General features: G+C 66.8%; 20 protein-coding genes. 12 read left to right on the top strand and 8 right to left on the bottom strand.

Annotated features, from left to right (window positions below):
- From PMI40_RS14810 to rbsD, 5 genes are all read left to right on the top strand, one after another.
- Nucleotides 1-1075 (top strand): sugar ABC transporter ATP-binding protein (locus tag PMI40_RS14810; RefSeq protein ID WP_040502099.1); only part of this gene is annotated, 1075 nt, incomplete at its 5' end.
- On the top strand, nucleotides 1068-2039 hold the full coding sequence (locus tag PMI40_RS14805; protein ID WP_008116832.1) for an ABC transporter permease: 972 nt from the start codon (nucleotides 1068-1070) through the stop codon (nucleotides 2037-2039). The genes PMI40_RS14810 and PMI40_RS14805, both read left to right, overlap by 8 nt.
- Nucleotides 2040-2051: 12 nt before the next feature.
- A complete protein-coding gene (locus PMI40_RS14800; protein ID WP_008116829.1) occupies nucleotides 2052-3053 on the top strand; it encodes a LacI family DNA-binding transcriptional regulator in 1002 nt (333 codons plus the stop codon).
- Nucleotides 3054-3059: 6 nt separating this feature from the next.
- Complete coding sequence (rbsK, locus tag PMI40_RS14795) at nucleotides 3060-3965, top strand: ribokinase (protein WP_008116827.1); 906 nt, start codon at nucleotides 3060-3062, stop codon at nucleotides 3963-3965.
- Between the two features lie 23 nt (nucleotides 3966-3988).
- Nucleotides 3989-4381 carry a D-ribose pyranase gene (gene rbsD, locus PMI40_RS14790; RefSeq protein WP_008116825.1) on the top strand — a complete coding sequence of 131 codons (393 nt, stop codon included), beginning with the start codon at nucleotides 3989-3991 and terminating at the stop codon, nucleotides 4379-4381.
- Between the two features lie 70 nt (nucleotides 4382-4451).
- Here rbsD and PMI40_RS14785 read toward each other — a convergent pair whose 3' ends face one another.
- From PMI40_RS14785 to PMI40_RS14755, 7 genes are all read right to left on the bottom strand, one after another.
- Entirely contained in the window at nucleotides 4452-5525 is a 1074-nt protein-coding gene (locus PMI40_RS14785) for an adenosine deaminase (protein ID WP_008116823.1), read from the bottom strand.
- A gap of 28 nt (nucleotides 5526-5553) precedes the next feature.
- Nucleotides 5554-6522, bottom strand: a complete 969-nt coding sequence (locus PMI40_RS14780; RefSeq protein ID WP_008116821.1) for a nucleoside hydrolase — start codon at nucleotides 6520-6522, stop codon at nucleotides 5554-5556.
- Nucleotides 6523-6550: 28 nt separating this feature from the next.
- The gene (locus PMI40_RS14775; RefSeq protein ID WP_008116820.1) at nucleotides 6551-7564 is read right to left on the bottom strand and encodes an ABC transporter ATP-binding protein; all 1014 of its coding nucleotides are present in this window, start codon (nucleotides 7562-7564) and stop codon (nucleotides 6551-6553) included.
- Between the two features lie 12 nt (nucleotides 7565-7576).
- Nucleotides 7577-8356, bottom strand: coding sequence for an ABC transporter permease (locus tag PMI40_RS14770; protein WP_008116819.1), 780 nt, complete (start codon nucleotides 8354-8356; stop codon nucleotides 7577-7579).
- Nucleotides 8353-9219, bottom strand: a complete 867-nt coding sequence (locus PMI40_RS14765) for an ABC transporter permease (RefSeq protein ID WP_238540955.1) — start codon at nucleotides 9217-9219, stop codon at nucleotides 8353-8355. Before PMI40_RS14765 ends, PMI40_RS14770 begins: the two co-directional genes overlap by 4 nt.
- A gap of 18 nt (nucleotides 9220-9237) precedes the next feature.
- Nucleotides 9238-10281 (bottom strand): PotD/PotF family extracellular solute-binding protein, encoded by a 1044-nt coding sequence (locus PMI40_RS14760; RefSeq protein WP_008116813.1) that lies wholly within the window; start codon nucleotides 10279-10281, stop codon nucleotides 9238-9240.
- An 85-nt stretch (nucleotides 10282-10366) separates the two neighbouring features.
- Nucleotides 10367-11467, bottom strand: a complete 1101-nt coding sequence (locus PMI40_RS14755; RefSeq protein WP_040502103.1) for a porin — start codon at nucleotides 11465-11467, stop codon at nucleotides 10367-10369.
- Nucleotides 11468-11646: 179 nt separating this feature from the next.
- On the opposite strand from PMI40_RS14755, the gene PMI40_RS14750 reads away from it, so the two are divergent.
- Complete coding sequence (locus PMI40_RS14750; protein WP_008116809.1) at nucleotides 11647-12564, top strand: LysR family transcriptional regulator; 918 nt, start codon at nucleotides 11647-11649, stop codon at nucleotides 12562-12564.
- 158 nt (nucleotides 12565-12722) lie between these two features.
- Here PMI40_RS14750 and PMI40_RS14745 read toward each other — a convergent pair whose 3' ends face one another.
- Complete coding sequence (locus PMI40_RS14745) at nucleotides 12723-12947, bottom strand: hypothetical protein (RefSeq protein WP_040502098.1); 225 nt, start codon at nucleotides 12945-12947, stop codon at nucleotides 12723-12725.
- 76 nt (nucleotides 12948-13023) lie between these two features.
- Between PMI40_RS14745 and PMI40_RS14740 the strand changes: the two genes are divergently transcribed.
- The 6 genes from PMI40_RS14740 to PMI40_RS14715 all read left to right on the top strand — a co-directional run.
- Entirely contained in the window at nucleotides 13024-13530 is a 507-nt protein-coding gene (locus PMI40_RS14740; protein WP_040502102.1) for an RNA polymerase factor sigma-70, read from the top strand.
- A gap of 142 nt (nucleotides 13531-13672) precedes the next feature.
- On the top strand, nucleotides 13673-13900 hold the full coding sequence (locus tag PMI40_RS14735) for an MbtH family NRPS accessory protein (protein WP_008116804.1): 228 nt from the start codon (nucleotides 13673-13675) through the stop codon (nucleotides 13898-13900).
- Between the two features lie 22 nt (nucleotides 13901-13922).
- The gene (locus PMI40_RS14730) at nucleotides 13923-14666 is read left to right on the top strand and encodes a thioesterase II family protein (RefSeq protein ID WP_008116801.1); all 744 of its coding nucleotides are present in this window, start codon (nucleotides 13923-13925) and stop codon (nucleotides 14664-14666) included.
- Nucleotides 14653-15315 carry a 4'-phosphopantetheinyl transferase superfamily protein gene (locus PMI40_RS14725; protein WP_157221559.1) on the top strand — a complete coding sequence of 221 codons (663 nt, stop codon included), beginning with the start codon at nucleotides 14653-14655 and terminating at the stop codon, nucleotides 15313-15315. Before PMI40_RS14730 ends, PMI40_RS14725 begins: the two co-directional genes overlap by 14 nt.
- Nucleotides 15316-15331: 16 nt before the next feature.
- Nucleotides 15332-16330, top strand: coding sequence for a TauD/TfdA family dioxygenase (locus PMI40_RS14720; RefSeq protein WP_008116797.1), 999 nt, complete (start codon nucleotides 15332-15334; stop codon nucleotides 16328-16330).
- A 23-nt stretch (nucleotides 16331-16353) separates the two neighbouring features.
- The coding region (locus PMI40_RS14715) for a non-ribosomal peptide synthetase (protein ID WP_008116795.1) at nucleotides 16354-24254 on the top strand (7901 nt) is incomplete at its 3' end.

Raw genomic sequence — 24254 nt, 5'->3', positions numbered from 1 at the left:
CCTGATCGGCAGCTGCCGCTGCCTGGTACTCGACGAACCGACGGCGATGCTGACCAGCCGCGAGGTAGAGCTGCTGTTTGCGCGCATAGAAAAGCTGCGTGCCGAGGGTGTCTCGGTCATCTACATCTCGCACCGGCTGGAAGAACTCAAGCGCATCGCCGACCGCATCGTGGTCTTGCGCGACGGCAAGCTGGTCTGCGACGAGGACATCCGCCGCCACGGCACCGAGCAACTGGTGCAACTGATGGCGGGCGAATTGACCCGGGTCGACCTCGACGGCGAACATCGTCAGATCGGCGCGCCGCTGCTGCGCGTGCGCGGCCTGGGTCGCAGTGGCGTGGTGCAGCCGACCAACCTGGACTTGCACGCCGGCGAGATCCTGGGCGTGGCCGGCCTGATCGGCTCCGGTCGCACCGAATTGCTGCGACTGGTGTTCGGCGCCGATCGCGCCGACTGCGGCGAGGTCTTCATCGGCGACGCCAGCACCCCAGCCCGGTTGCGCAGCCCCGCGCATGCGGTCAGGGCCGGCATCGCCATGGTCACCGAAGACCGCAAGGGGCAGGGCCTGCTGCTGCCGCAGGCCATCAGCGTCAATACCTCGCTGGCCGACCTGGGCCGCGTCAGCCGTGCCGGCGTGCTCGACCATGCCGCCGAGCAATCCATTGCGCGCGACTTCGTCGACAAGCTCAAGATTCGCTCCCAGCACGTCGGCCAGGCCGCCGGCGAGCTGTCGGGCGGCAACCAGCAGAAGGTGGTCATTGCCCGCTGGCTGGTGCGCGATTGCCCGGTGATGCTGTTCGACGAGCCGACCCGCGGCATCGACATCGGTGCCAAGGCCGACATCTACAAGCTGTTCGCCGAGCTGGCCGCGCAAGGTCGTGGCCTGCTGGTGGTATCGAGCGACCTGCGCGAACTGATGCAGGTGTGCGACCGCATCGCGGTCATGAGCGCCGGACGCATCGTCGACACCTTTGCCCGCGGCGACTGGTCGCAGGAACGTATCCTGGCGGCTGCCTTCAGCGGCTATGTCGGCGCCGCCGCCGAAAACAAGACTAACGAAGACATCCATGCTTAATTCGCCTTCTTCCCGCCAGTCGGCCCTGGCCGGCTTCAAGAACTACACCGGGCTGGTGGCCGCCTTGCTGGCCATGTGCATCATGTTCGCCTGGCTCAGCGAAAACTTCCTGTCGTCGGCGACCTTCATCACGCTGTCCAACGACATCCCGCCGCTGGTGGTGATGGCGGTGGGCATGACCTTCATCCTGATCATCGGCGGCATCGACCTGTCGGTCGGCTCGGTGATGGCGCTGGCCGCCTCGATGCTGTCCATGGCCATGGTGCGCTGGGGCTGGCCGCTGTATGCCGCCGCGCTGCTGGGCATGGTGGTGGCGGCCGCCTGCGGCACCTTGACCGGACTGATCTCGGTGCACTGGCGCATCCCGTCCTTCATCGTCTCGCTGGGGGTGCTGGAGATCGCCCGTGGCCTGGCCTACCAGGTCACCAATTCGCGCACCGAGTACATCGGCAGCGCCGTCGACGTGGTCAGTTCGCCGATCCTGCTGGGCATGTCGCCGGCCTTCCTGGCGGCCATTGCCATCGTGGTGGTGGCGCACCTGGTGCTGACCCGCACCGTGCTGGGCCGTTACTGGGTCGGCATCGGCACCAACCAGGAGGCGGTGCGGCTGTCGGGCGTGAACCCCAACCCCAGCAAGGTGCTGGCGTTCGCATTGATGGGCGTGTTCGCCGGCATCGCCGCGCTGTTCCAGGTCTCGCGCCTGGAAGCGGCCGACCCCAATGGCGGTGTCGGCATGGAACTGCAGGTCATCGCCGCGGTGGTCATCGGCGGCACCAGCCTGATGGGCGGGCGCGGCTCGATCATCAGCACCTTCATCGGCGTGCTGATCATCTCGGTACTCGAAGCCGGGCTGGCGCAGGTCGGCGTGAGCGAGCCGATGAAGCGCATCATCACCGGCGCCGTGATCGTGGCCGCGGTGATCCTCGACACCTATCGCCGTCGCGGCCAGCGGCACGCCGGCTGAGGGTCATCGCGCATGGCCACCATCAAGGATGTCGCCCGGCTGGCCGGGGTGTCTTTCACTACGGTATCGCACGTGCTCAACGACACCCGTCCGGTCAGCCCCGAGGCCCGGCAACGGGTGCTGGAGGCGGTCGGGCAATTGTCCTACGTGCCCAGCGCGCTGGCGCGCTCGCTCAAGAGCCGCGTCACCAGCAGTATCGGGCTGATCATTCCCAACAACACCAATCCCTATTTTTCGGAGCTGGCGCGCGGCATCGAGGATTTCTGCTATGGCGCCGGCTACAGTGTCATCCTGTGCAATTCCGACGACGACCCGCACAAGCAGAACGACTACCTGCAGGTACTGCTGACCAAGCGCTGCGACGGCCTGATCATCGCCACGCTGACCCAGACCGACCATGCGCTGCTGGGCCGGCTCAAGGTGCCCACGGTGCTGCTGGACCGCGCCCCGACCCAGCTCGGCATCGACCTGGTCAGCACCGACAATGCGCTGGGCGGCGAACTGGCCGCGGCGCACCTGCTGGCGCTGGGTCACCGGCGCCTGGCCTGCATTGCCGGGCCGGCCGGACTGGCCTTGTCCGAGCAGCGGGTCGGCGCCTTTCGCCACACGCTGCAACAGTCGGGATGCGACTTGCCGCCGCAGGCGCTGCTGCATGCCGACTTCACCAGCGGTGGCGGCTATCGGGCCGGGATGCAGTTGCTGCAGGCCGATGCGCGCCCGGACGCCATCTTCTGCTGCAACGACCTGATGGCCATCGGCGTGCTGCGTGCGGCCGGCGAACTGGGCATCGCCGTGCCGGGCGCGCTGTCGGTAGTCGGTTTCGACGATATCGAGCTGGCCCAGTTCGTGCATCCGCCATTGACCACGGTGGCGCAGAACACCCGCCAGCTGGGCGAGCTCACCGCGCAATGCCTGCTGCAACGCATTGCCGACCCCAAGCGCCCGATACGCCGTGAAACGGTCGCGCCACAATTGCAGATCCGCGGCTCGACCGCCCCATTCTTGAATGCATAGGAACCCATGATCGTCATTATCGGCAGCATCAACATGGACCTGGTCTTGCGCGTACCGCGCATGCCCATGCCCGGCGAAACCCTGGCCGGCGGCAAGTTCATGACCATCCCCGGCGGCAAGGGCGCCAACCAGGCCGTGGCCTGCGCCCGCCTGGCGCGTCCCGACACGGCCGTGGCCATGGTCGCGTGCCTGGGCGACGACGCCTTCGGGGCCCAGATGCGCGCCTCCATCGTGGCCAACGGCATCGACGACCGTCACATTACCGACATCGCCAACGAAGCCACCGGCATTGCCTCCATCCTGGTCGACGAGCGCGCCCAGAACAGTATCGTGCTGGCCGCGGGCGCCAATGGGCGGCTGGCCATCGAGCACCTGGAGCAGGCGCGCGAACTGATCGGCGCGGCCTCGATCGTGCTGCTGCAACTGGAAGTACCGATCCCGGTGGTGATCCATGCCATCGAGATGGCCCATGCGATGGGCAAGACCGTGGTGCTCAACCCGGCGCCGGCGCAGTCCTTGCCGGCCAGCGTGCTGTCCAAGGTCGACTACCTGATCCTCAACGAGATCGAGGCGGCGATGCTGGCCGGGCAGCAGTCCGACGACATTGCCATGCTGGCCGGCGAGTTGCGCCGGCACGGTGCCCGCAACGTGGTGGTGACGCTGGGCGAGAAGGGCGTCCATGGCGACTTCGAACGGGTCGGCGCGCGCCACCTGCCGGCCCAGCAGGTCAAGGCGGTCGATACCACCGCCGCCGGCGACACCTTCATCGGCGGCTTCATCGCCGCACTCGAGGCTGGACGCGACGAGTTCGACGCCATCGCCTACGGCCAGGCCGCGGCGGCCATCAGCGTCACGCGCGAGGGCGCCCAGACGTCCATCCCGCGGCGCGACGAAGTGGGCATGGCGAATTGATCGATTGACCGCGAAGGACCATCATGAAGAAGACCACCTTGCTCAACGCCGCCCTCTCGCAAGTCATCGCCTCCATGGGCCATGGCGATACCCTGGTCATCGGCGACGTCGGCTTGCCGGTGCCGCCGGGGGTGCCGGTGATCGACCTGGCGCTCATGCGCGGCGTGCCCGGCTTCATGCAGGTGCTAGGTGCGGTATTGAGCGAATTGGAGGTCGAACAGCATGTGCTGGCACAGGAACTGGCCGAGCGCAGTCCGGCCCTGGCCGCGCAGATCGCGGCGCTGGCGTTGCCGGGCGCACGGCACGTCCCGCATGAGGATTTCAAGCGTCTCACCGGTCGCGCCCGGGCGGTGATCCGCAGCGGCGAATGTACGCCCTACGCCAACATCATCCTGGGCTCGGGCGTGGTGTTCTGAACTCATCCACGCACCGCGCCCCCAAAAAAAAAGAGCAAGCCATGCAGCTTGCTCTTTTTTCTGGGGGCGCTCAGCCGCGCAGGCGCAAGCGCAGGGCATCGAACTGGGCCGACCATTCCCGGCGCCAGCGGCCGCGCAGGTCGTCGTCGATCCACGCCGCATCCAGGCCGTTGAGCATGCAGTGGCGCAAGGCGTCCACATCGAGCCCGAACTGCAGCATCATCAGCCAGGCCGCCGTGGGCGTGACCAGGTGCAGGGTGGGGTCATCGGTATTGGGATGCACCCGCAGGCCGGCCGCCACCATCTGCCGGATCGGGTGATCCAGTGCCCAGCGCTCGGGGGCCAGCGTGCGCAGGTAGTAGGAGTTGGTCGGCACCACGGTAAAGATCATGTCGCGCTCGATGCAGCGCTGCAGCAAGGCCGGGTTGTCGACGATGGTGTAGCCGTGGTCGACGCGGTCGACGTGCAAGCGGTCGATGGCGGTCTCGACGTTGTTCCAGGGCATGCCGAATTCGCCGGCGTGCGCGGTCAGCCTGAATCCGGCTTCGCGGGCGCAGCGATAGGCCTGCTCGAACAGCTCGGGCGGACGATCGTTCTCGCGGTAGTCCATGCCGATGCCGATGACTTCCGGCAGCCGGTGGTCGCACATCCATTGCACCATCGCCAGCGCCTCGTCCGGGCTGGCTTCGCGGTCGATGCTGGGAACCAGCCGGCCGATCACGTCGAAGTCGCGCCCGGCATCGCGGATGGCGGCCACGATGGCGTCCTGGGCACGGTCGTAGGCAATCCCCGACACCCGCACCGTGCCGGTCGGGTTCCAGAAGAATTCGGCATACAGCACGCCATGGGCGCGTACGTCCTGCAAATATTCGTAGGTGATGCGGTAGAGGTCCTGAGGCGTGCGTATCAACTGCGCGTCCAGCGCGCGCAGCACCCGCAGCACGCCCACCGGTTTCTCGCCGCGGGTATAGAAGGCCTCGATCTCGTCGCGCGCGATCGGGTTGCCCGCTGCCTGGCACAGATCGATGAAGGTCTGCTTGCGTACCGTGCCGAACAGGTGGCAATGCAGCTCCACCTTGGGCAGGGCGTGGACGAACTGTTCCAGCGTCAGGCCAGTGGCCGGCGCTTGTTCAAGTGAGGTCATAGATTCTCTAGCGATTGGGGGCAGCCGCTCAAGAGAGCGTGCCGAGCAGTTCCTGCATCATGCATTGCATGGCGCGCGGGCCATCGACGGTCATGGCGACCTGGGCATTGGCCTGGGCCCGGCGCGGCACGCGGAATTCACACACGGTCATGCCACGCGTCAGGCGTCCCGCCAGTTCGATATCGACCCGCGCCGGCTCGAAGCTGAATAGCTCGGGGCGCTTGAGCCAGATCGCCACGGCCGGGTCGTACATCGGCATGGGCACCGAACCGTCCGCGCTGCGAATGCGCAGGTAGGCCTCGAAGTAACCGGCCAGCCACTTGGCGCGCAGCGTACCGAGCGCACGCACCTGCTGCACCTCGGCGCTGGTCACCAGCAACTGGCGGCACAGGTTGAGCCCGAACATGCGCAAGGGGATGCCGGCGTTGAAGACGATGTCGGCCGCCTCGGGGTCGGCGTAGATGTTGAACTCGGCCGCCGCCGTATGGTTGCCCTGGTCGGCCGAACCACCCATGAGGATGATTTCCTTGATCATCGGCGCAATCTCCGGCGCGCGCTGCAGCGCCACCGCGATATTGGTCAGGGGTGCGATGCACATGAGCGTGACCTGGCCCGGGTTGGCGCGGATCGCCTCGATCAATGCGTCCACCGCATGCGGCATCGGTTGGCGTTGCTGGCGCGCCAGTTGCTCGGCTTCCAGCTGGGCGATATCGACCCCGGGCAAGGCTTCGCCGGTGGTGCTCATGCCACTGGCGCCCAGGATCTCCTGTGCGGTCTCGACCTTGGCCGCCAGCGGCTTGTCGCAGCCGGGATAGACCGGCACGTCCAGGTGATAGTGCTTCTTGATGCGCAGTGCGTTTTCGTAGGTGGCGGCCAGCGGCGCATTGCCGGCCACCACCGACACGCCCAGCCAGGTCACGTCGAGATTGGCCGACAACAGCAGCATGGCCAGCCAGTCGTCAAAGCCGGGATCGGTATCAAGCCAGATCTTGTACATGGGTCGTTCCTGTTGTTCTTGTGAGGGTTCAGGCCGGCAGCAGCAGGGCGCGTTCCGGCGGCAGGCTGAAGGCAACCGTATCGCCTTCGCGGGCCACGGCAGCGGCCGCGGCCGCGGTGCCCTTGACCTGGCCGATGGCGGTGTCGAGCAGGTATTCGACCCGGTCGCCCAGGAAGCCGCGCGACAGCACCGTGCCGCCATAAGGGCCTTGGCCCACGTCGACCTGTTCCGGCCGCCAGGCCGCGCAGGCGGTGCCCGCGGGCAGCGGGGCGCAAGCCAGCGCCTGGCCATTGCCCAGCAGTTGGCCCTGGCGATAATCGAACAGGTTCTCGAACCCCATGAAATGGGCCACGAAGCGCGTGCGGGGCGCGTTGTAGAGCGTCTCGGGGGTGTCGAGCTGCTCGATCCTGCCGCCATTCATGACCACGATGCGGTCGGACATCGCCAGCGCTTCTTCCTGGTCGTGGGTCACATACAGCATGGTGATGCCCAGTTCGCGCTGGATGCGGCGCAACTCGGCGCGCATCTGCACCCGCAGCTTGGCGTCCAGGTTCGACAGCGGCTCGTCCAGCAACAGCAGCTTGGGTTCGATCACGATGGCGCGCGCCAGCGCCACGCGCTGCTGCTGGCCACCGGACATCTGCGCCGGCAGGCGATCCTCGAAGCCGCTCAGGCCGACCGCGTCGATCACCTTGGCCACGCGGCTGCGCAGTTCCGGTGCCGGTACACGACGCAGGCGCAGGCCGAAGGCCACGTTGTCGAATACGTTCAAGTGCGGAAACAGCGCATACGACTGGAACACCAGGCCGATGTTGCGCTTGTTGGGCGGCACCCGGCTGATATCGCGGCCGTCCAGCGTGATGCGGCCGGCGCGCAGCTCGATGAGGCCGGCGATGGCACGCATGGTGGTGGTCTTGCCGCAGCCGCTCGGGCCCAGCAACGAGATCAGCTCGCCCTGGCGCACCTCCAGGTCCAGTGCTTCGACGGCGGTCTTGCTGTTGCCGTAGCCCAGCGCCAGTTGTTGCAAAGTCAAATAATTCATCGCTTGCTCATGTCACATGTATTTGGAGATGCCCAGCACCTTTTCGGTCAGCAGCACGAACGCCATCGTAAACAGCACCAGCAGCGTCGACAGCGCCGCGATCGATGGATCGAAGCTGTTTTCCATATGGCCCAGCATTTCGATGGGCAAGGTGCTGATGCCCGGCCCGGTCAGGAACAGCGACACCGGCACCTGGTTGAACGAGGTCACGAAGGCCAGGAAGAAAGCGGCGATCACGGCGCTGCGGATATTGGGCAGCACCACCATGAAGAAGGTCTGCGCGCGCGAGGCGCCCAGCGTGATGGCCGCTTCCTCGATATCGACCCGCAGGTTGACCAGGCTCGAATACACCACCCGTACCGCGTAGGGCGTGAGCAGCCCAACGTGGCCCACCAGCAAGCCCATGAACACCGGGGCGTCGACCAGCAGCACGAAGTGGCGCAGCAGGCCCAGGCCGACCAGCATGGCCGGGATGATCAACGGCGAGGTCAGCACCTGCTTGATCACGGCCATGCCCGGCGGCGGCATGCGCGACATGGCGTAGGCCACCGGCACGCCCAGCAGCAATGCGATCACCGTGGCCAGCAGGCCGATCTGCAGGCTGGTCGAGAAGGCGCGCTGGAATTCGTCGGTGGCCAGCACGTCGATGATCCAGCGCAGCGAGTAGGAGGGCGGCGGGAATACCAGCGTCTCGCCACCGCTGAAGCCGGCCAGGAACACGATCAGGAAAGGACCCAGCAAGAACAGCATGACCAGCCACAGCATGGCACGTGAAAACACACCTTGTTTCATTTGGAACTCCGTGCCGCGGCAATACGTTTCAATCCGGCATTGACCGCCAGGGTCATCGCCACCAGGATGACGGCAATCACGTTGGCGCTGCCGAAGTCGCTCTCGACGCTGACCTTCTGGTAGAGCAGGGTTTCCAGCATCAGCACCTTGGGCCCGCCCAACAGGGCTGGCGTGACGTAGGCGGTGACGCAACCGGTAAATACCAGGGTGCCGCCGACGATCAGGCCTTCCTGGGTCAGCGGCAGGGTCACGCGGCAAAATACCTGCCAGGCATTGGCGCCCAGCGTGGACGCGGCCAGCGTGACATCGCGCGAGATGTTTTCCATCGAACTCACCAGCGACATCAGCATCAGCGGCAACAGCAGCTGCAGCAGCCCGACGAACACCGCCATTTCCGAAAACAGCAGGCGCTGCGGCTCGTCGGCCAGCCCCAGGTGCAGCAATGCCGCATTGACTGCGCCGTTGCGTCCGAACAGCACGATCCAGGCATAGGTGCGCGCAATCGGCGACACCATCAGCGGCAGGATCATCATGCCCAGCACCAGCCCGCGCCAGCGCGGCGAGACCCGCACGATGGCTTGCGCAGCGGGATAGGCCAGCAGGGCCGAAAACAGCGTCACCAGGATCGCGATGCGCAAGGTGCGCATGAAGACCTGGCGGTTCAGCGGATCGGCGAAGAAGCTGGCGAAGCGCTCCAGGCTCCAGTGCACCGCACCGCCGTCGATGCTGTCGGCGCCGCCGACGCGAAACGCCTCGACCAGCAGCGCCGCCACCGGCAGCAGGAAGCAGACGATGGTAAAGATCAGGGCCGGCGCCACCAGCATGACGCCCAGCCTTTGTTTATGGGTTGCAATCATCTTCATCGGGGGTCGGGCCTGGCCTTACTTGCTGATGCCCTTGTTCCATTGCGCCAGCCAGTCCGAACGGTGCTTGAGCAGGGTCTCGGGCTTGACGAACTTGAGCGAGGCGATGTGCTCGCCGCCGTAGGTGTTGAATTCGGCGCGGTCCTTGGGCAGCACCACCTGGGTATTGACGGGCGAATCGACCAGTTCCATGGCCAGCGCGGTCTGGACTTCCCTGGACAGCCAGAAGTCCATCAGCTGGTAGGCCAGGTCGGCGTTCTTCGACTTGGCCACGATGCCCATCACGTTCATGCCGGCGGCCTGGCCCTCGGCCGGAATGCTCCATTTCAGCGGCATGCCGGTCTTCATCAGCTGGGCCCAGGTGAAGCGTGCCACCGGCGCGGCCCAGATCTCGTCCTGGGCGAACAGCGACGACAACTGCGCGCTGTTCTTGGAGAAAGTCACCACGTTGTTCTTGATGGCCAGGATCTTCTGCATGCCGGTGGCAAAGTCGTCGCCACGACCGCCCCAGGCGATGTCGGCCATCTGCAGCGCCAGCGGCCCCTGCGTGGTGCTGACGTCGGGCAGCGCGATGCGCCCCTTCATATCGGCGCTCCACAGGTCCTTCCAGGAGGTCAGCGACTTGATCTTGTCGGTGCGATAGACCATGCCGACCGAATAGATGGTGTAGCCGACGGCGTAGTTGCCACCGATGGGATTGCGCGCAAACGGATAGATCTGGCCATAGTTGTGCAACTTGCCGTAGTCCAGCGGTTGCACCAGGCCCTTGCGGGCGGCCTCGAGCATGCCGAAGTCCGACAGCAGCACCAGGTCGACCACCGGGTTGGCGCGGCGCGCCTCGAGCTTGGCGATGCGGTCGGCGTTGTTGCCGGTCTCGACCACGATCTCGCAGCCGCATTTTTCCTTGAATGGCGCGTAGACCAGCTTGTTGAACAGTGGCTGGGCGATCGGATAGGCCGACAGCACCAGGGTGCGCTTGTCGGCATGCGCGGGCGCCGCCAACGACATCAGGCCGGCGCCGAACAGGGCGGCGAGGGTGGACAGGCTTGCTTTGTTGAACATGGTGATCCTCGTTACTTGCTAAGACAGGGTGCAAAAGTCGCTATTCTAGGCCTGCTCGCCAAGGCAGGCCCGTTGCCGCAAGGTCTTAGAACACGTGGCGCATGCCCAGCATCAGCACTGCCTGCTTCTTGTCGCTGGAGGACGGGAAGCCGAAGATGGTGGCGTTGGTGGCGTCGCCGGCAGCCATCTGGTAGCTGTAGGTGATGGCCACGTCGGTGCGCTTGGACAGGAAGTAATCGGCCTGCAGGTTGATCTGGTGCCACTTGGGCTTCTTGTTGACGGTGTCGTACTTGCCCACGGTATAGAAATACGACGCGCCCAGGTTCAGCGCCGGCGTGAAGTGGTTGACCAGGTTCAAGTCGAAGTTCTGCAGCGTCAGCTTGGTGTTGTCCAGGTATTCGTAGCGCACGTTGCTGTACATGGCGCCGAAGTCGGTCTTGCCCACGGTGTAGAAGCCACCGGTGCCGGCGATACGCTGGCGGCGCACGCCTGCCGAGCTGACCAGGCTCTTGTTGAAGATCAGCAGCGAGCTGGCGTAGTCGTTGCTCATCGCGCCATCGGGGCTGCGGCTGCTGTTGGGGGTGTCCATCTGGGTGTAGGCCACCGCCCAGCGGAAGTCGCCCCCCTTGTAGCCGGAACCGATACTCATGACGCGGTTGATGCTGGCGTCGCCGGCGGCTTCGCCAAAGCCGTACAGCGCGGTGACGTTGAAATTGCCGAAGCTGGGGCTGATGTACTTGACCGAGTTCTGCACACGCAGGTTGTTGTAGCCGTTGTCGTTGTCGCCGATATGCACGCCGTTGCTGGCGATGACCACCGGGCCCAGGTAGTCCTTGACCGCTTCGTACTGGCGCCCCAGGGTCAGGGTACCCATCGAGTTGCTCGACAGGCCCACGTAGGACAGGCGACCGAACAGGCGGCCGTTCTGCGACGCGCCGCCGGTCATCATGTTGAAACCGTTTTCCAGGTTCATGATGGCGCGGGTACCGCCGCCCAGGTCTTCCTGGCCACGAAAGCCGATACGCGGGTTCTGGTTGGTGCCCGACAGCGCCTCGAAGTTATGCGGGCCGCCCTGGTTGGTCAGGTAGCCGACGCCACCGGAGATCAGGCCATAGATCTCGAACTTGCTTTGTGCCTGCGCCTGCGCGCCTGCCATCAATGCCGGGATCGCCACGGCGCCAATCATCCATTGTTTCATTCCATCCCCCTCGATTGCGGCCTTGCGGCCGGCTCAGATTGTCGAAAACTGCTATCGGGGGGGAGAATAGGGCAAGTGCTTAAATAATATAATTTGTTTATATTTATAATTTCATAAAACAAACTTATAAAACCAGGCCCCGGGAACGGGGACGAAGCTGCCGCGACATGATCAAGCTCAATCAAAAAGTCACCTTGCGCCACCTGCAGGCGCTGGCGACGCTGGCCTCGACCAACAGTTTCAGCCGTGCCGCCGACGAACTGGCGGTGACCCAGCCGGCGCTGAGCGCATCCATCAAGCAGCTCGAAAACCAGCTTGGCATCAGGCTTTTCGACCGCACCACGCACCAGATCAGCCTGACCGCGCAGGGCGCCGTGGTGCTCGAATACGCCCGTCACCTGCTCAACACCGCCGCCAATACCTTCGGCGACATCGAGCACGCCATCGGTACCGGGCGCCACCGGATCCGCATCGGCGCCATCCCCTCGGCGGTGACCCTGACGGCGGCGGTGATCGCACGGTACAACCGCGCGCATGCCGAACATGTGGAGATTTTGCTACAGGACATGCCCAACGACGCCCTGTTGGCGGCGTTGCATTCGGGCAAGCTGGATTTTTGCGTGGGCATCAAGCCCACCGATGTGACCGCGCTGGACACGGTGGCCCTGTTCGAGGACGAGCTGGTACTGATCGTGCCCCGCAGCCACCCGCTGGCCGGTGCCAAGGAAGTGCAATGGCGGCAGATGACGGGCGAGGAGATCGTCATGTTCACCCAGGGCAGCATCTGGGAGTTCGCCTCGGCGGCGATGATGCAACATGGCCTGGCGGCGTCGCGCCGCTACCAGGTGGTGCATAGCGAATCGTTGTATGGCGTGGTGCGCGCCGGCATCGCCATCGGCGTCATGCCCAGCCTGTATACCAGCTACCTGCGCGACGACAGCCTGCACGTGGCACCGTTGCGCCAGCCGACCTTGAAGCGCAAGGTGGTCCTGATGCGGCGCAATGAGGTCAGCCGCAGCGAATGGACCGATCATTGCTTCAAGGAGATGCGCAATGACCTCAAGGAGGCCAATCACTGGTTCTGAAGGAGCACGATTATCCATGGCTGCGACCCTTGTGATCTCCGGCGCAATCACGAACACGACCCGATGTCATTTGCTTATAACAATTAGTACTTACTATTGATAATGATTCTTGTTATTATCGTTGTCTGAGAAAATAATAAAAACTCACTACATGCCTGTCATGGCATGTGATGCACCACAGCAAGCAGCGACAAGAAAAGCAATACAGCCACGGACACCAGCCCGACACCGAACGTCTTGCGGCCGTCCGCCAGCCAACTCATCAATACCAGAAGATTTCCGCCTCCGGGCGGGGTCGCGCCACGCCCATCCAATGCCGGGGCGCTGGCGGCTAATTGTTGGCTTAACCAGATATCAAACAGGCAATGTAACTGATCTGCCATGGCCCGCTCGTCGGGCGATGTACGGGAAGAACGACAGGGTCAGTGCAGGCCGGTGGTATCGGACAAGGAGAACGTGTTGTCAGATCAGCATCCACGGGTTGATTTGTGCAGCGAATTCATCGCCAGCCGGTCGCAGTTGCGCGACGCTGCCACCCGCATACTGGGATGTCGCCAGCGCGCCGAAGACGTCATCCAGGACGCCTGGTTCAAGATCGCCGAGGTGGCACCGACCTTCGAGATTCGCCAGCCGATGGCTTTCCTGTTCCAGGTGGTACGCAACCTGGCCATCGATCGTCATCGGCGCATGTCGATGGAGTCGATCGTCTTCGGCGACGAGGAGGAGGGCGCACATGTGGTATCCGGGCCGGCTACGCCAGAGAGCGACGTCATCTCGCGCCAGACCCTGTCGCTGATCGCCTCCGACCTGCTGACCTTGCCGGCGCGCACCCGCCGCGCCTTCGAATTGCATCGCCTCGATGGCTGCACCCAACGCGAAGTGGCCGAAGAGCTTGGCGTGTCGACCACGCTGGTGAACTTCATGATCCGCGACGCCATGGATTGTTGTCGCAAGCATATGAGCTGAAAAAAAGCTGCGCGAAAGACTAAATTTGCGCTTCACCGATTCGTCAGGTTATCAAGAGTGATTCGCATTTGAATATGCTGTTACGAAACCTGGCGCCCGGCGATTTCGCTGCGTGGCGTCTCCAAGACAAAGAGGCAAGCAGATGAGTTTCGATCGCGACGACACCAACTTCCGGGTGCTGGTCAATCACGAGGAACAATACTCCTTATGGCCCGACTACAAGTCGGTGCCGGGCGGCTGGCGTGACACCGGCGTGAGCGGCAACCGCGCCCACTGCCTGCAACACATCGAGAGCGTGTGGGTCGACATGCGCCCGCGCAGCCTGCGTGAATTCATGCAGCAGCAGGCCGCCAACGCCCCGCGCCAATGATCGACCGGTGACGGCTTCGCCCATGATCACGCTGTTCTGCATCCCCTGTGCCGGCGGCAGCGCCAGCCTGTATTTTCCGTGGGGCGCCGCGCTCGGCCCCAATGTGGATCTGCGCGTGCTGGAACTGCCGGGGCGCGGACGTCGTATCGGCGAGCCGTTGCTGCAGGACTATGCCCAACTGGCTGCATTGCTGGCCCGGGAACTGTCTTGCGCCGTGGCCGGCATCGACACCCCCTATGCGATCTTCGGCCACAGCATGGGTGGCCTGCTGGCACAGGGGGTCGCACGGCGCCTGGCGGCATGCCAGGTGCGTGCGCCCAGTGCGCTGCTGGTATCGGCCTGCGCGGCGCCCGCGGCGCGCCAATGGTCGCCGCCGGACGACTCCGACCCGGCGCTGGTGGCGTCGTTGCGACGCCAGGGCGGTACCGCCGACGAGGTGTTCGACTGCCCCGAACTGATGGCGCTGGTGCTGCCGGTGCTGCGTGCCGATTACCGCGTCTGCACATCGTTCCAGCCCGAGCCGGGGCCGCTGCGCCTGCCGGTGCATGTGTTCGGCGGCGTCGACGACGCCGTGCCGGCTGCGGCCTTGCAGGCATGGCAGCACGAAAGCACGGCCGCCGTGACGGTCGATTGGTTTGCAGGCGGGCACTTCTACCTCCAGTCGCAGCAGCAGGCGTTGATGGACCGCATTGCGCACTACCTGGCGCGCTATCACCGCCACCGCCTCGAGGAGTCGCCCGTTGCCGAGGCGCTTGGCAACGCCTGAACAGGCACCGCCACAGATCGCGCTGTGGCAGGTCGACTTCGACTTTACGCAGCCCATCGCCACGCGTGACTGGCACTGCCTGAGCCAGGACGAACTGGTGCATGCCGCCCGCTATCGCCATCTGCAGGATCGGGTGCGCTACGGCGAGATGCGGGTGGCGCTGCGCCACTTGCTGGCCAGTCGCCTGGGTTGTGCCCCGCAGTGCGTGCGCCTGGCCAGCAACGCCTATGGCAAGCCATGCCTGGCCACGCCCGGCGGCCCCGCCTTCAACCAGTCGCATGCGGGGCAGGCGGGGCTGCTGGCGCTGGCCGACGGCCTGCAGGTCGGGATCGATATCGAAAGCGCCGGGCGCGTGCTGGCCGCCGACGAGCTCGACGCCATGGCGGCGCAGATGCTGGGGCCGCGCGAGCGGGAAAGGGCGGGCCGCCTCGACGCGGAGGGCTTCCTGCAACGCTGGGTCGGCAAGGAGGCCGCGCTCAAGGCGCTGGGCCTGGGTATTGCCCGACACCTGCACACGCTGGAGGTATGTCCGCACGACGATGGCCGCTACACCGTGATGCATGGCCGGCCTGACTGGCCGCAGGTGCAGGCACACCGACTCGAAACACTTCCCGGCTACGCCGCCGCCCTGGCCTGGATTCAACCGTGATGACGGAGATGTTGACTTGACGACCGATACCTTATTGCAGCCACCGGCGACGACCGCCCGCATTCCGGGCGCCGGCACCGCCTCGCCCGCCTTGCCGGTGCTGCTCCAGGCGCCGCACGAGGGGCTGTCGCTGGAACAGGCCGGGCCTGGCCTGGCCACGCAGATCGAACACCACCTGGCGAGCACTGGTGGGGTGCTGCTGCGGGGGTACCAGGTGCCGGCGGTGGCCGACTTCCAGCAATTCGCAGCGTCCTTCGGCGACCCGTTGCTGCGCTACGAATTCGCTTCCACGCCGCGCTCGGCGGTGGCCGGTGGCGTCTACACCTCGACCGAATATCCGGCGCACCAGCATATCCCGCTGCACAACGAGCAGGCCTATACGCGCGAATGGCCGATGCGGATCTGGTTTCACTGCGTCACGGCCGCGCCGGTGGGCGGCGAGACACCGATTGCCGACAGCCGCGCCATCTACCAGCGCATGCCGGCGGCGATACGCGAGCGCTTCGCCCAAGGCCTGCAATACGTGCGCAACTACAGCGCCGATTTCGACCTGCCCTGGCAGGAGGTGTTCGGCGTGCAGCGGCGCGACGAGGTCGAGGCCTTCTGCCGGCGCAATCATATCCAATGGCAATGGCTGGACGACGACGGCCTGCGCACCCGCCAGCATTGCCAGGGGGTGGAACGGCATCCGGTCACCGGCGAGATGGTGTGGTTCAACCAGGCGCACCTGTTCCATGCGTCCAACCTGGCGCCGGAAGTGAGGGCTTCGCTGATCGAACTGGTGGGGCAGGACAACCTGCCGCGCAACGTCTGCTGGGCCGACGGCAGCGTCATCGACGACGCCACGCTGGAACAGGTGCGGGCGGTGCTGGCGCAGCAGACCGTGATCTTTCCCTGGCAGGCGGGTGACGTACTGATGCTCGACAACATGCTCGTGGCCCATGCCCGCACGCCTTTTTCGGGCGCGCGCAAGGTGGTGGTGGCGATGGCCCGCTCGCACGGCAACCTGACATGAACTTCCAACTTGATCGGAACGCAATGACGACCTCCGCCGCATTCGACGCTGGTGCAGACAACATGGTGCTGCGCCTGAACCAGCTGGCGCACACGCGCCCGCATGACAAGGCCCTGGTCACGGTCGATGCCGGCGGCGAGCAGCAGTTCAGCTATGCCGAACTGCTCGCCCGCATCGATGCGCTGGCGTGCCACCTGCAACGGCGCCATGCCCCGGGCGAACGGGCGCTGCTGCTGCTGGACAACGATATCCACTACGTGGTCGGCTTCTTCGCCTGCCTGGCGGTGGGCCTCATCGCGGTGCCGCTGCACCGGCCCGAATCGGTACGCGGCCAGCACCTGCAGCGCCTGACCGGCATCGCCGAGGACGCCGGCGCCAGTTGCTGGCTGGTGACGCAGGCCACGCAGGCGGCGCTGCTGGCCGACGACACGCCCTTGGCCGGCGCCGCGGCGCTGGTGGCGGTCGACGCAGACCATCCGGCCGGCGCGCCGTTGCCGCATCGCATCGCCGCCGATGACATCGCCTTCCTGCAATACACCTCGGGCTCGACCTCGGCCCCCAAGGGCGTGATGGTCACCCATGCCAACCTGATGGCCAACGAGGCGGCCATTGCCGAACGCCTGGGCGTGCGCGGCGACGACACCTTCGTCAGCTGGTTGCCGCTGTACCACGACATGGGTCTCATCGGTGGCCTGCTGCAACCGCTGTATCGCGGCATACCGGTGGTGCTGATGTCGCCGGCATTCTTCCTGGAGCGCCCGCTGCGCTGGCTGCAGGCCTTGTCGCGTCATCGCGGCACCATCAGCGGCGGGCCCGACTTCGCCTATCGGCTGTGCGTCGACCGGATCGGCGGTGAGCGCAGCGCCGGGCTCGACCTGTCGCATTGGCGGGTGGCCTTTTCGGGCGCCGAACCGGTGCGCCACGACACGCTGGGCGACTTCATCGAGCGCTTCGGCGCGGTCGGTTTCTCGCGCGATGCGGTCTATCCCTGCTATGGGCTGGCCGAATCGACCCTGCTGGTGACGGGCGGCCAGCGCGGGTCAGGCATGCGGGTGGCGGCCTTCGACGGCGAAGCGCTGCGGCGCGGCCAGGCCGCATCGGCAACCGACGGCGAGGCGGTCAAGCTGGTGGCCTGCGGCGTGTCGCCATCCGGGCACCAGTTGCGCATTGCCGACCCCGCCAGTGGCGAGGCCTTGCCGCCGGGGCAGGTAGGCGAGATCTGGGCCGCCGGTCCCAGCATCGCGGCCGGCTATTGGCAGCGCGCACAGGACAGCGCCACCACATTCGTCAGTGACCACGGCCAACGCTGGCTGCGCACCGGCGACCTCGGTTTCGTGGACGGCGGCGAACTGTTCGTCACCGGCCGCAGCAAGGACATGATCATCGTGCGCGGGCAGAACCTCTATCCGCAGGACATCGAGCGCGCCATCGAGAACGAGGTCGAGCTGGTTCGCAAGGGCCGCGTGGCCGCGTTCTCGGTGCCGCCCGCACACCATCCGCAGGGCATCGAAGGCATCGGCGTGGCGCTGGAAGTGTCGCGCAGCGTGCAAAAGATGGTGCCGCCGCAGGTGCTCGTCGAGAGCCTGCAGGAAAGCATCGCACACAGTTGCGCCGAGGCCGCCAGCGTGATCGTGCTGCTCAATCCCGGCGCGCTGCCCAAGACCTCCAGCGGCAAGCTGCAGCGTAGCGCCTGCCGCGCGGGCTGGTTGGCGGCGACCCTGGACGCCTATGCCGTCCATGCCTTCGGCACCTTGACCACCCATGCCCCCGCGCCGGCGGCCCCGGCCGAGGCGGCGCCGGCCGACGCCATCGAGCTCGAGTTGCGGTCCCTCTGGCAGCGCGTCATGCAGATCGCACCGACCAGTGGCGAGGCGCATTTCTTCCGCCAGGGCGGCAACTCCCTGAAAGCCGTACAACTGGCCGGCGCCATCGGCGAGCATTGGAAAATCGATTTTCCGGTGCGCCTGTTGTTCGAGCGGCCGCATCTGCGCGAGCTGGCGCAGTCGGTGCGCGAGGCGCTCGCCGCCGCCGCGCCGGTGTCCGCCGGCGCGGGCATCGGCATGCTGACCCAGGCCCAACGCCAGGGGCCGCTGCCGCTGTCGCCGGCCCAGCATTCGCTGTGGACCACCTGGCAACTCGATCCCGACAGCCCGGCCTACAACATGCCGGGCGTGCTGCACCTGGAAGGCGATCTCGACGCCGTCGCCATGGCACAGGCCATCGATGACCTGGTGGCACGCCATGCGATCCTGCGCACCATCTATCTGCAGCAACCCGATGGCGAACCGCGCCAACTGGCGCTGGCCGGCATCACCGGGGTGCTGGGGGAGGTGCGCGACGTAGCAGGCGATGAGCACCTGGCGCGCCAATGGCTGCACGATCTTGCCCAGGCACCGTTTGCGCTGGCGCGCGACATCCCGCTGCGCTCGCTGCTGGTGCGCTGCTCGCCCCGGCGCCATCTGCTGGGCCTGTCGCTGCACCACATCGCCGGCGACGGCTGGTCGCTGCCGATCCTCATGGGGCAGTTGAGCGCGCTGTATGCAGCCCGCAGCCAGGGGCAAGCGCCCGCCCCGGCCACGCCCGCCGTTCAGTTCGCCGACTACGCGCTGTGGCAGCGCGAACGCCTGGGGCCTGCCGAACAACAGCGCCAGCTCGATTTCTGGCGCGCCCAGCTGGGTGACGAGCACCCGCCGTTGCCGTTGCCCCACGGCCGTCGCCAGGCTGGCTCCGATGGCGCCATGCCGGAGGCCAGGCATGCCTTCTCGATGGACCCGTCCACCGCCGAACGCTTCAAGCAACTGTGTGCCGACCAACGGGTGTCGCTCTACATGGGCATGCTGGCGCTGCTCAATGTCGTGCTCTACCGCAGCAGCGGCAGCAGCGACCTGCGCATCGGATCGCCCATGGCCGACCGGCGCCAGCCGCAGACGCAGTCGATGATCGGCTACCTGATCAACCTGCAGGTATTGCGTACCCGCCTCGACAGCCATCTGGGCTTCGACGCGCTGCTGCGGCAGGTACGCGATACGGTGCTGGCGGCGCAGCAGCACCAGGACGTGTCGTTCGACATGGTGCTCAAGGCCCTGCAACCTGAACGCATGCCGCACGTGCATCCGCTGTGCCAGGTCAAGTGCACCGAGCGTGCGCCGCTGCCGCCATGGCAGGCGGGCGGCGTGGCCATGCGCCTCGAGGAGCTGTCCGGTGGCCAGGCGCACTTCGACCTGAGCCTGGATTTCAGCGCCAGCGCCGACGGCATCGATTGCGTGCTGGTCTATGCCCAGACCCGGTTCCTGGCCGACGAAGTCAAGGCCCTGGCCACCGCGCTGGTGGCGCTGGCCGACCACGTCGCCGGCCAGCCGCGGCAGCCGCTGGCGCAATGGCCGTGGCCGGGCGCGCAGGCACCACTGGCGGCCGAGCCGCAGGCATGGCCCTGGGCCGACGTGATCTCGGCCTGGCGCCAGCAGGTGGCCAGGCAGCCCCAGGCGCTGGCCGTGGCCGACGAACGGCATGCCCTGAGCGCGATCGAGCTGCAGGCGCAGGTCGACCACCTGGCGGCCCGATTGCAGCAGCAGGGCGTGGGCATCGAGTCGCGGGTCGGCGTGGCCTGCGGGCGCCAGGTCGAATTCGTCATCGGCGTGCTGGCCGCGCTGCAGGCGGGCGCCTGCTACGTCCCGCTGGACCCGCAATTGCCCGATGAGCGGCTGGCCTACCAGATGGTCGACAGCGGCATCACGCTGCTGCTGGCCACGGCCGAAGGCGAACGCCTGCACCGGCTGCCGGGCGCACCGGCGGCCTGCCTGCCGCTGGCCTTGGCCAGCCAGCCGCGGCCGGCGGCCAACGCGCTCTTGCGGCCACCGCACCCGCACCAGGCGGCCTACCTGATCTATACCTCGGGGTCGACCGGTCGTCCCAAGGGTGTGGTGCTGACCCACGGCGGCCTGGCCAACTACGTACAAGGGGTACTGGCCCGGCTCGAGCTGCCGCCGTCGGTGCGCAGCATGGGCATGGTGTCGACGGTGGCGGCCGACCTCGGGCACACCGGTTTCTTCGGCGCGCTCTGCTCCGGACGCAGCCTGCACCTGCTGTCGGCCCAGGCCGCCTTCGACCCGGCCCTGTTCGCGGCCACCATGCAGGCCCACGCCATCGATGTGCTCAAGATCGTGCCCAGTCACCTGCAGGCATTGTTGCAGGCGCCCGAGGCGGCCCAGGTGCTGCCACGCCATACCCTGGTGCTCGGTGGCGAGACCACCAGCGCCAGCCTGCTGGCGCAGATCGCCGCGCTGAGCCCGGCGTGCCGTGTGATCAATCATTACGGTCCGACCGAAACCACCGTCGGCGTGCTCACGCAGCCGTTGTCGACGCAGCAGCCGGTGGCGCTGGGCCTGCCGTTGCCCAACCTGCGAATGCTGGTGCTGGATGCCGACCTGAACCCGGTGCCGCCGGGCGCCGACGGCGAGCTCTACATGGGTGGCGTGGCGCTGGCGCGCGGCTACCAGGGCCGCCCGGGGGCCACGGCCGAGCGTTTCATCGCCGACCCCGGCGGCAGCGGCGAGCGCCTGTATCGCAGCGGTGACAGGGTTCGGCTCGACGCGCAGGGGCGCCTGGTGTTTCTTGCACGGGTGGACGACCAGGTCAAGATTCGCGGTTACCGGGTCGAGCCGCAGGAAGTCGCCAGCGTGTTGCGTGCCCAGGCCGGCGTCAGCGCGGCCGAGGTGCTGGCCAGCCCGGCCGACGACGGCCGCATGCAGTTGTGCGCCTATGTCGTGGGCCAGGTCGAAGCCAGCGGTTTGCGCGCGCAGCTGGCGGCATCGTTGCCCGACTACATGGTGCCGGCCCATATCGTGATGCTGGCCGCCTTGCCGCTCAACGCCAATGGCAAGATCGACCGTCGCGCCTTGCCGGCGCCGACGGCGCAGGCCATCGCCGAGAGCCGGCCGGTGGCCGACCAGGCGTTGCCGCAGGGCGCGGTCGAAGCCGCCATCGCGCAGGTCTGGCAGGAAGTGCTGGGCGTGGCCCAGGTCGGCCGCCACGACAATTTCTTCGCGCTCGGCGGTGACTCCATCCTCACCCTCAAGATCGTGGCCCGCCTGAAAAAGGGCGGCTGGCGCATCACCCCGCGCCAATTGATGCAATCGCAGGACCTGGCGGCGCTGGCAGCCCTGGCGGTGGCCCTGGACGGGGCCGGCGGCACGCCGCTGGCCCCGGCGCCGGCCACGCCACAGGCGCTGCCGCTGACGCCGGTCCAGCAGTGGTTCTTCGCACATCATGCGCCAGCACCGGCGCACTGGAACCAGAGCCTGATGCTGCAAGGACCGGCCAGTACGCCGGTGGCCGCCCTACGGGCCGCCGTCATGGCGCTGTCGGGCCAGCACGAGGCACTGCGACTGCGGTTCGCACCGGGCCCGGATGGCGCCTGGCGCCAGACCATCGCCGCGCAGCCGGACGACTGCTTCGAAGCCGTCGAGGTGCCGGACCAGGCGCAGCACGACCTTGCCATCGCCCGTGCGCAACGCAGCCTGGACCTGGCCCAGGGACCGCTATGGCGCGTGCTGTGGCTGCATACCCCAGGCTCGGCCACGGCCACGCTGCTGCTGGTGGCGCATCACCTGGTGATCGACGGGGTGTCCTGGCGCATCCTGCTCGACGACCTGCAGACCCGGCTGGAAGGTGGCGTGCCGCCAGCCCCGGGCGCCGGTTTCGGACACTGGGCGCAGGCCCTGGCCAAGGCCGCCCCACAACTGCCACAGGCCGAACGCGACTACTGGCAGCGCCTGGCCGCCATCGACGAACCCGACCTGCCATGCACGCCGGCCACCACGGTGGGGCGCCGCGACGCCAATACGGTCGGCAACGCCGGGCGCGAGCAGATCGAGCTGGACCGCGTCTGCACCGCGTTCCTGCTGGGCGATGCGCATGCCGCCTATCGCACCCGCATCAACGACCTGCTGCTGGCCGCGACGGCCCAGACGCTGTGCGAGTGGGCCGCGCGCGAAAGCATCCTGATCGAGGTCGAGGGGCACGGGCGCGAAGAGCTGCCCGGCGAGGGCGCCGAACCATTGGACCTGAGCCGCACGGTGGGCTGGTTCACCGCCTTGTACCCGGTGCAACTGGTGGTCTCCAGCAGCGCCGCGGGCGACCTGATCAAGGGCATCAAGGAACAACTGCGCCAGGTGCCGCGCAACGGCCTGGGGCATGGGCTGTGGCGCAGCCTGGAGGCCCATCGGCCGGCGGTGCAGCCGCAGGTCACGTTCAACTACCTGGGCCGTTTCGACGCCTGGCCAGCCGACGCGCAGTGGAAGCTGTTGCCGCGCAGCGACGCCCTGGCCGAGCAGGAGCGCGATCCCGCCAGCCAGCGGCGCAGCGTGCTGGAATTGAACGCCATGGTGGTGGACGGCCGGCTGCAACTGCAATGCGTCTATTGCCGCAGCTTGCACCAGGGGGCCGCGATTGCCGCGCTATTGCAGGATTTCGCGCGCAACCTGCGCTCGCTGCTGGCCCACTGCGCCGATGTATCCGGCGCGGCCACGCCGTCGGATTTTCCGCTGGCCGGGCTGACACAGGCGCAGCTCGACGCCGTGCTGGAGACCTTGCCCGCGGCCAGGGTGACGGATATCTACCCGCTCTCGCCGATGCAATCGGGGATGTTCTTCCATGCCCTGATGGCGCCCCAGGCCAGCGCCTACCTGAACCAGCTGCGGGTCAACCTGCATCGCCTGGATGCGGAGCGTTTCCAGGCCGCCTGGCAGCAGGTGGCGGCGCGCCACGACATCCTGCGCAGCGGCTTCATCGAACATGCGCAGCGGCCATTGCAATGGGTCGCCAGGGATTGCACGCTGTCGCTGGCGCGGCTCGACTGGCGCGGGCGCAACGATATCGATTCGGCCCTGGAGGCTCTGGCCGCCACCGATCATGCGCGCGGCGTGGACCTGATGTATCCGCCGTTGATGCGCCTGACGCTGGTGCAGGTCAGCGACCACCAGCATCACCTGATCTGGACCCGCCACCACCTACTGCTCGATGGCTGGAGCACGCAGCAGCTGATCGGTGAAGTGCTGCGGGTCTATCGCGGGTCTACCCTGGCCACGCCGGGCCTGCGCTATCGCGACTATATCGGCTGGTTGCAGCAGCAGGACAGCGGCGCCGCTGCCGACTTCTGGCGTGCCCAGCTTGCGAGCCTGGCCGCGCCGGTCAGCCTGGTCAACAGCCTGCCGCCGGTGCGCCAGCCGGCGACCGGGCAGCATAGCTGCGTGGCCCACCTGGACGTGCTGGCCACGGCCGCCTTGCAGGCGTTCGCCCGCGAGCGCCACTGCACCGTCAATATCCTGGTGCAGGCCGCCTGGAGCCTGCTGCTGCACCGCTACAGCCGGCAATCGGCGGTGGTGTTCGGCGCCACCGTGGCCGGGCGCTCGACCGAACTGGACGGCGCCGACGAACTGCTGGGATTGTTCATCAATACCGTGCCCATCGTGGCGCAGCTGCACCCGGCGATGACGGTGCAGCAATTGCTCGACGCATTGCAGGCCACCAACCTGGCCGTGCGCGAATTCGACACCTCGCCGCTCTACGAGATCCAGGCCTGGGCCGGGCAGGGTGGCCAGGCGCTGTTCGACAGTATCCTGGTGTTCGAGAACTATCCGCTCGACCTGGCGCTGCAGGCCGAGCAGGACCGCGGCTTGCGCCTGGAGGTGGTGCACAACCGCGAAGAGACGCACTACCCATTGACCATCGTGGCCACGCTCACCGAAGAGCTGCGGCTGGAATGGCGGGTCGATACGGCGCAGATCGACGCCGCCAGTGCCGAGTCCATCATGCAGCAGATGCAGATGCTGCTGACGCAACTGGTCGGCAACGCCGACCAGCGCCTGGGCCAGCTGCTGTTGCTGGTACCGCGGCAGCAGGCGCGCATGGCCGGCCTGAGCGAGAA

The sequence above is a fragment of the Herbaspirillum sp. YR522 genome (assembly GCF_000282575.1).
Lineage (GTDB): Bacteria > Pseudomonadota > Gammaproteobacteria > Burkholderiales > Burkholderiaceae_D > Herbaspirillum.
This window is presented reverse-complemented; position numbering and strand designations above follow the sequence as displayed.

What these genes read in the sequence shown, in the direction of transcription:
- PMI40_RS14805 (WP_008116832.1), top strand. Translation starts at nt 1,068, where the DNA reads ATGCTTAATTCGCCTTCTTCCCGCCAGTCGGCCCTGGCCGGCTTCAAG.
- PMI40_RS14800 (WP_008116829.1), top strand. Translation starts at nt 2,052, where the DNA reads ATGGCCACCATCAAGGATGTCGCCCGGCTGGCCGGGGTGTCTTTCACT.
- rbsK (WP_008116827.1), top strand. Translation starts at nt 3,060, where the DNA reads ATGATCGTCATTATCGGCAGCATCAACATGGACCTGGTCTTGCGCGTA.
- rbsD (WP_008116825.1), top strand. Translation starts at nt 3,989, where the DNA reads ATGAAGAAGACCACCTTGCTCAACGCCGCCCTCTCGCAAGTCATCGCC.
- PMI40_RS14785 (WP_008116823.1), bottom strand. Translation starts at nt 5,525, where the DNA reads ATGACCTCACTTGAACAAGCGCCGGCCACTGGCCTGACGCTGGAACAG.
- PMI40_RS14780 (WP_008116821.1), bottom strand. Translation starts at nt 6,522, where the DNA reads ATGTACAAGATCTGGCTTGATACCGATCCCGGCTTTGACGACTGGCTG.
- PMI40_RS14775 (WP_008116820.1), bottom strand. Translation starts at nt 7,564, where the DNA reads ATGAATTATTTGACTTTGCAACAACTGGCGCTGGGCTACGGCAACAGC.
- PMI40_RS14770 (WP_008116819.1), bottom strand. Translation starts at nt 8,356, where the DNA reads ATGAAACAAGGTGTGTTTTCACGTGCCATGCTGTGGCTGGTCATGCTG.
- PMI40_RS14765 (WP_238540955.1), bottom strand. Translation starts at nt 9,219, where the DNA reads ATGAAGATGATTGCAACCCATAAACAAAGGCTGGGCGTCATGCTGGTG.
- PMI40_RS14760 (WP_008116813.1), bottom strand. Translation starts at nt 10,281, where the DNA reads ATGTTCAACAAAGCAAGCCTGTCCACCCTCGCCGCCCTGTTCGGCGCC.
- PMI40_RS14755 (WP_040502103.1), bottom strand. Translation starts at nt 11,467, where the DNA reads ATGATTGGCGCCGTGGCGATCCCGGCATTGATGGCAGGCGCGCAGGCG.
- PMI40_RS14750 (WP_008116809.1), top strand. Translation starts at nt 11,647, where the DNA reads ATGATCAAGCTCAATCAAAAAGTCACCTTGCGCCACCTGCAGGCGCTG.
- PMI40_RS14745 (WP_040502098.1), bottom strand. Translation starts at nt 12,947, where the DNA reads ATGGCAGATCAGTTACATTGCCTGTTTGATATCTGGTTAAGCCAACAA.
- PMI40_RS14735 (WP_008116804.1), top strand. Translation starts at nt 13,673, where the DNA reads ATGAGTTTCGATCGCGACGACACCAACTTCCGGGTGCTGGTCAATCAC.
- PMI40_RS14730 (WP_008116801.1), top strand. Translation starts at nt 13,923, where the DNA reads ATGATCACGCTGTTCTGCATCCCCTGTGCCGGCGGCAGCGCCAGCCTG.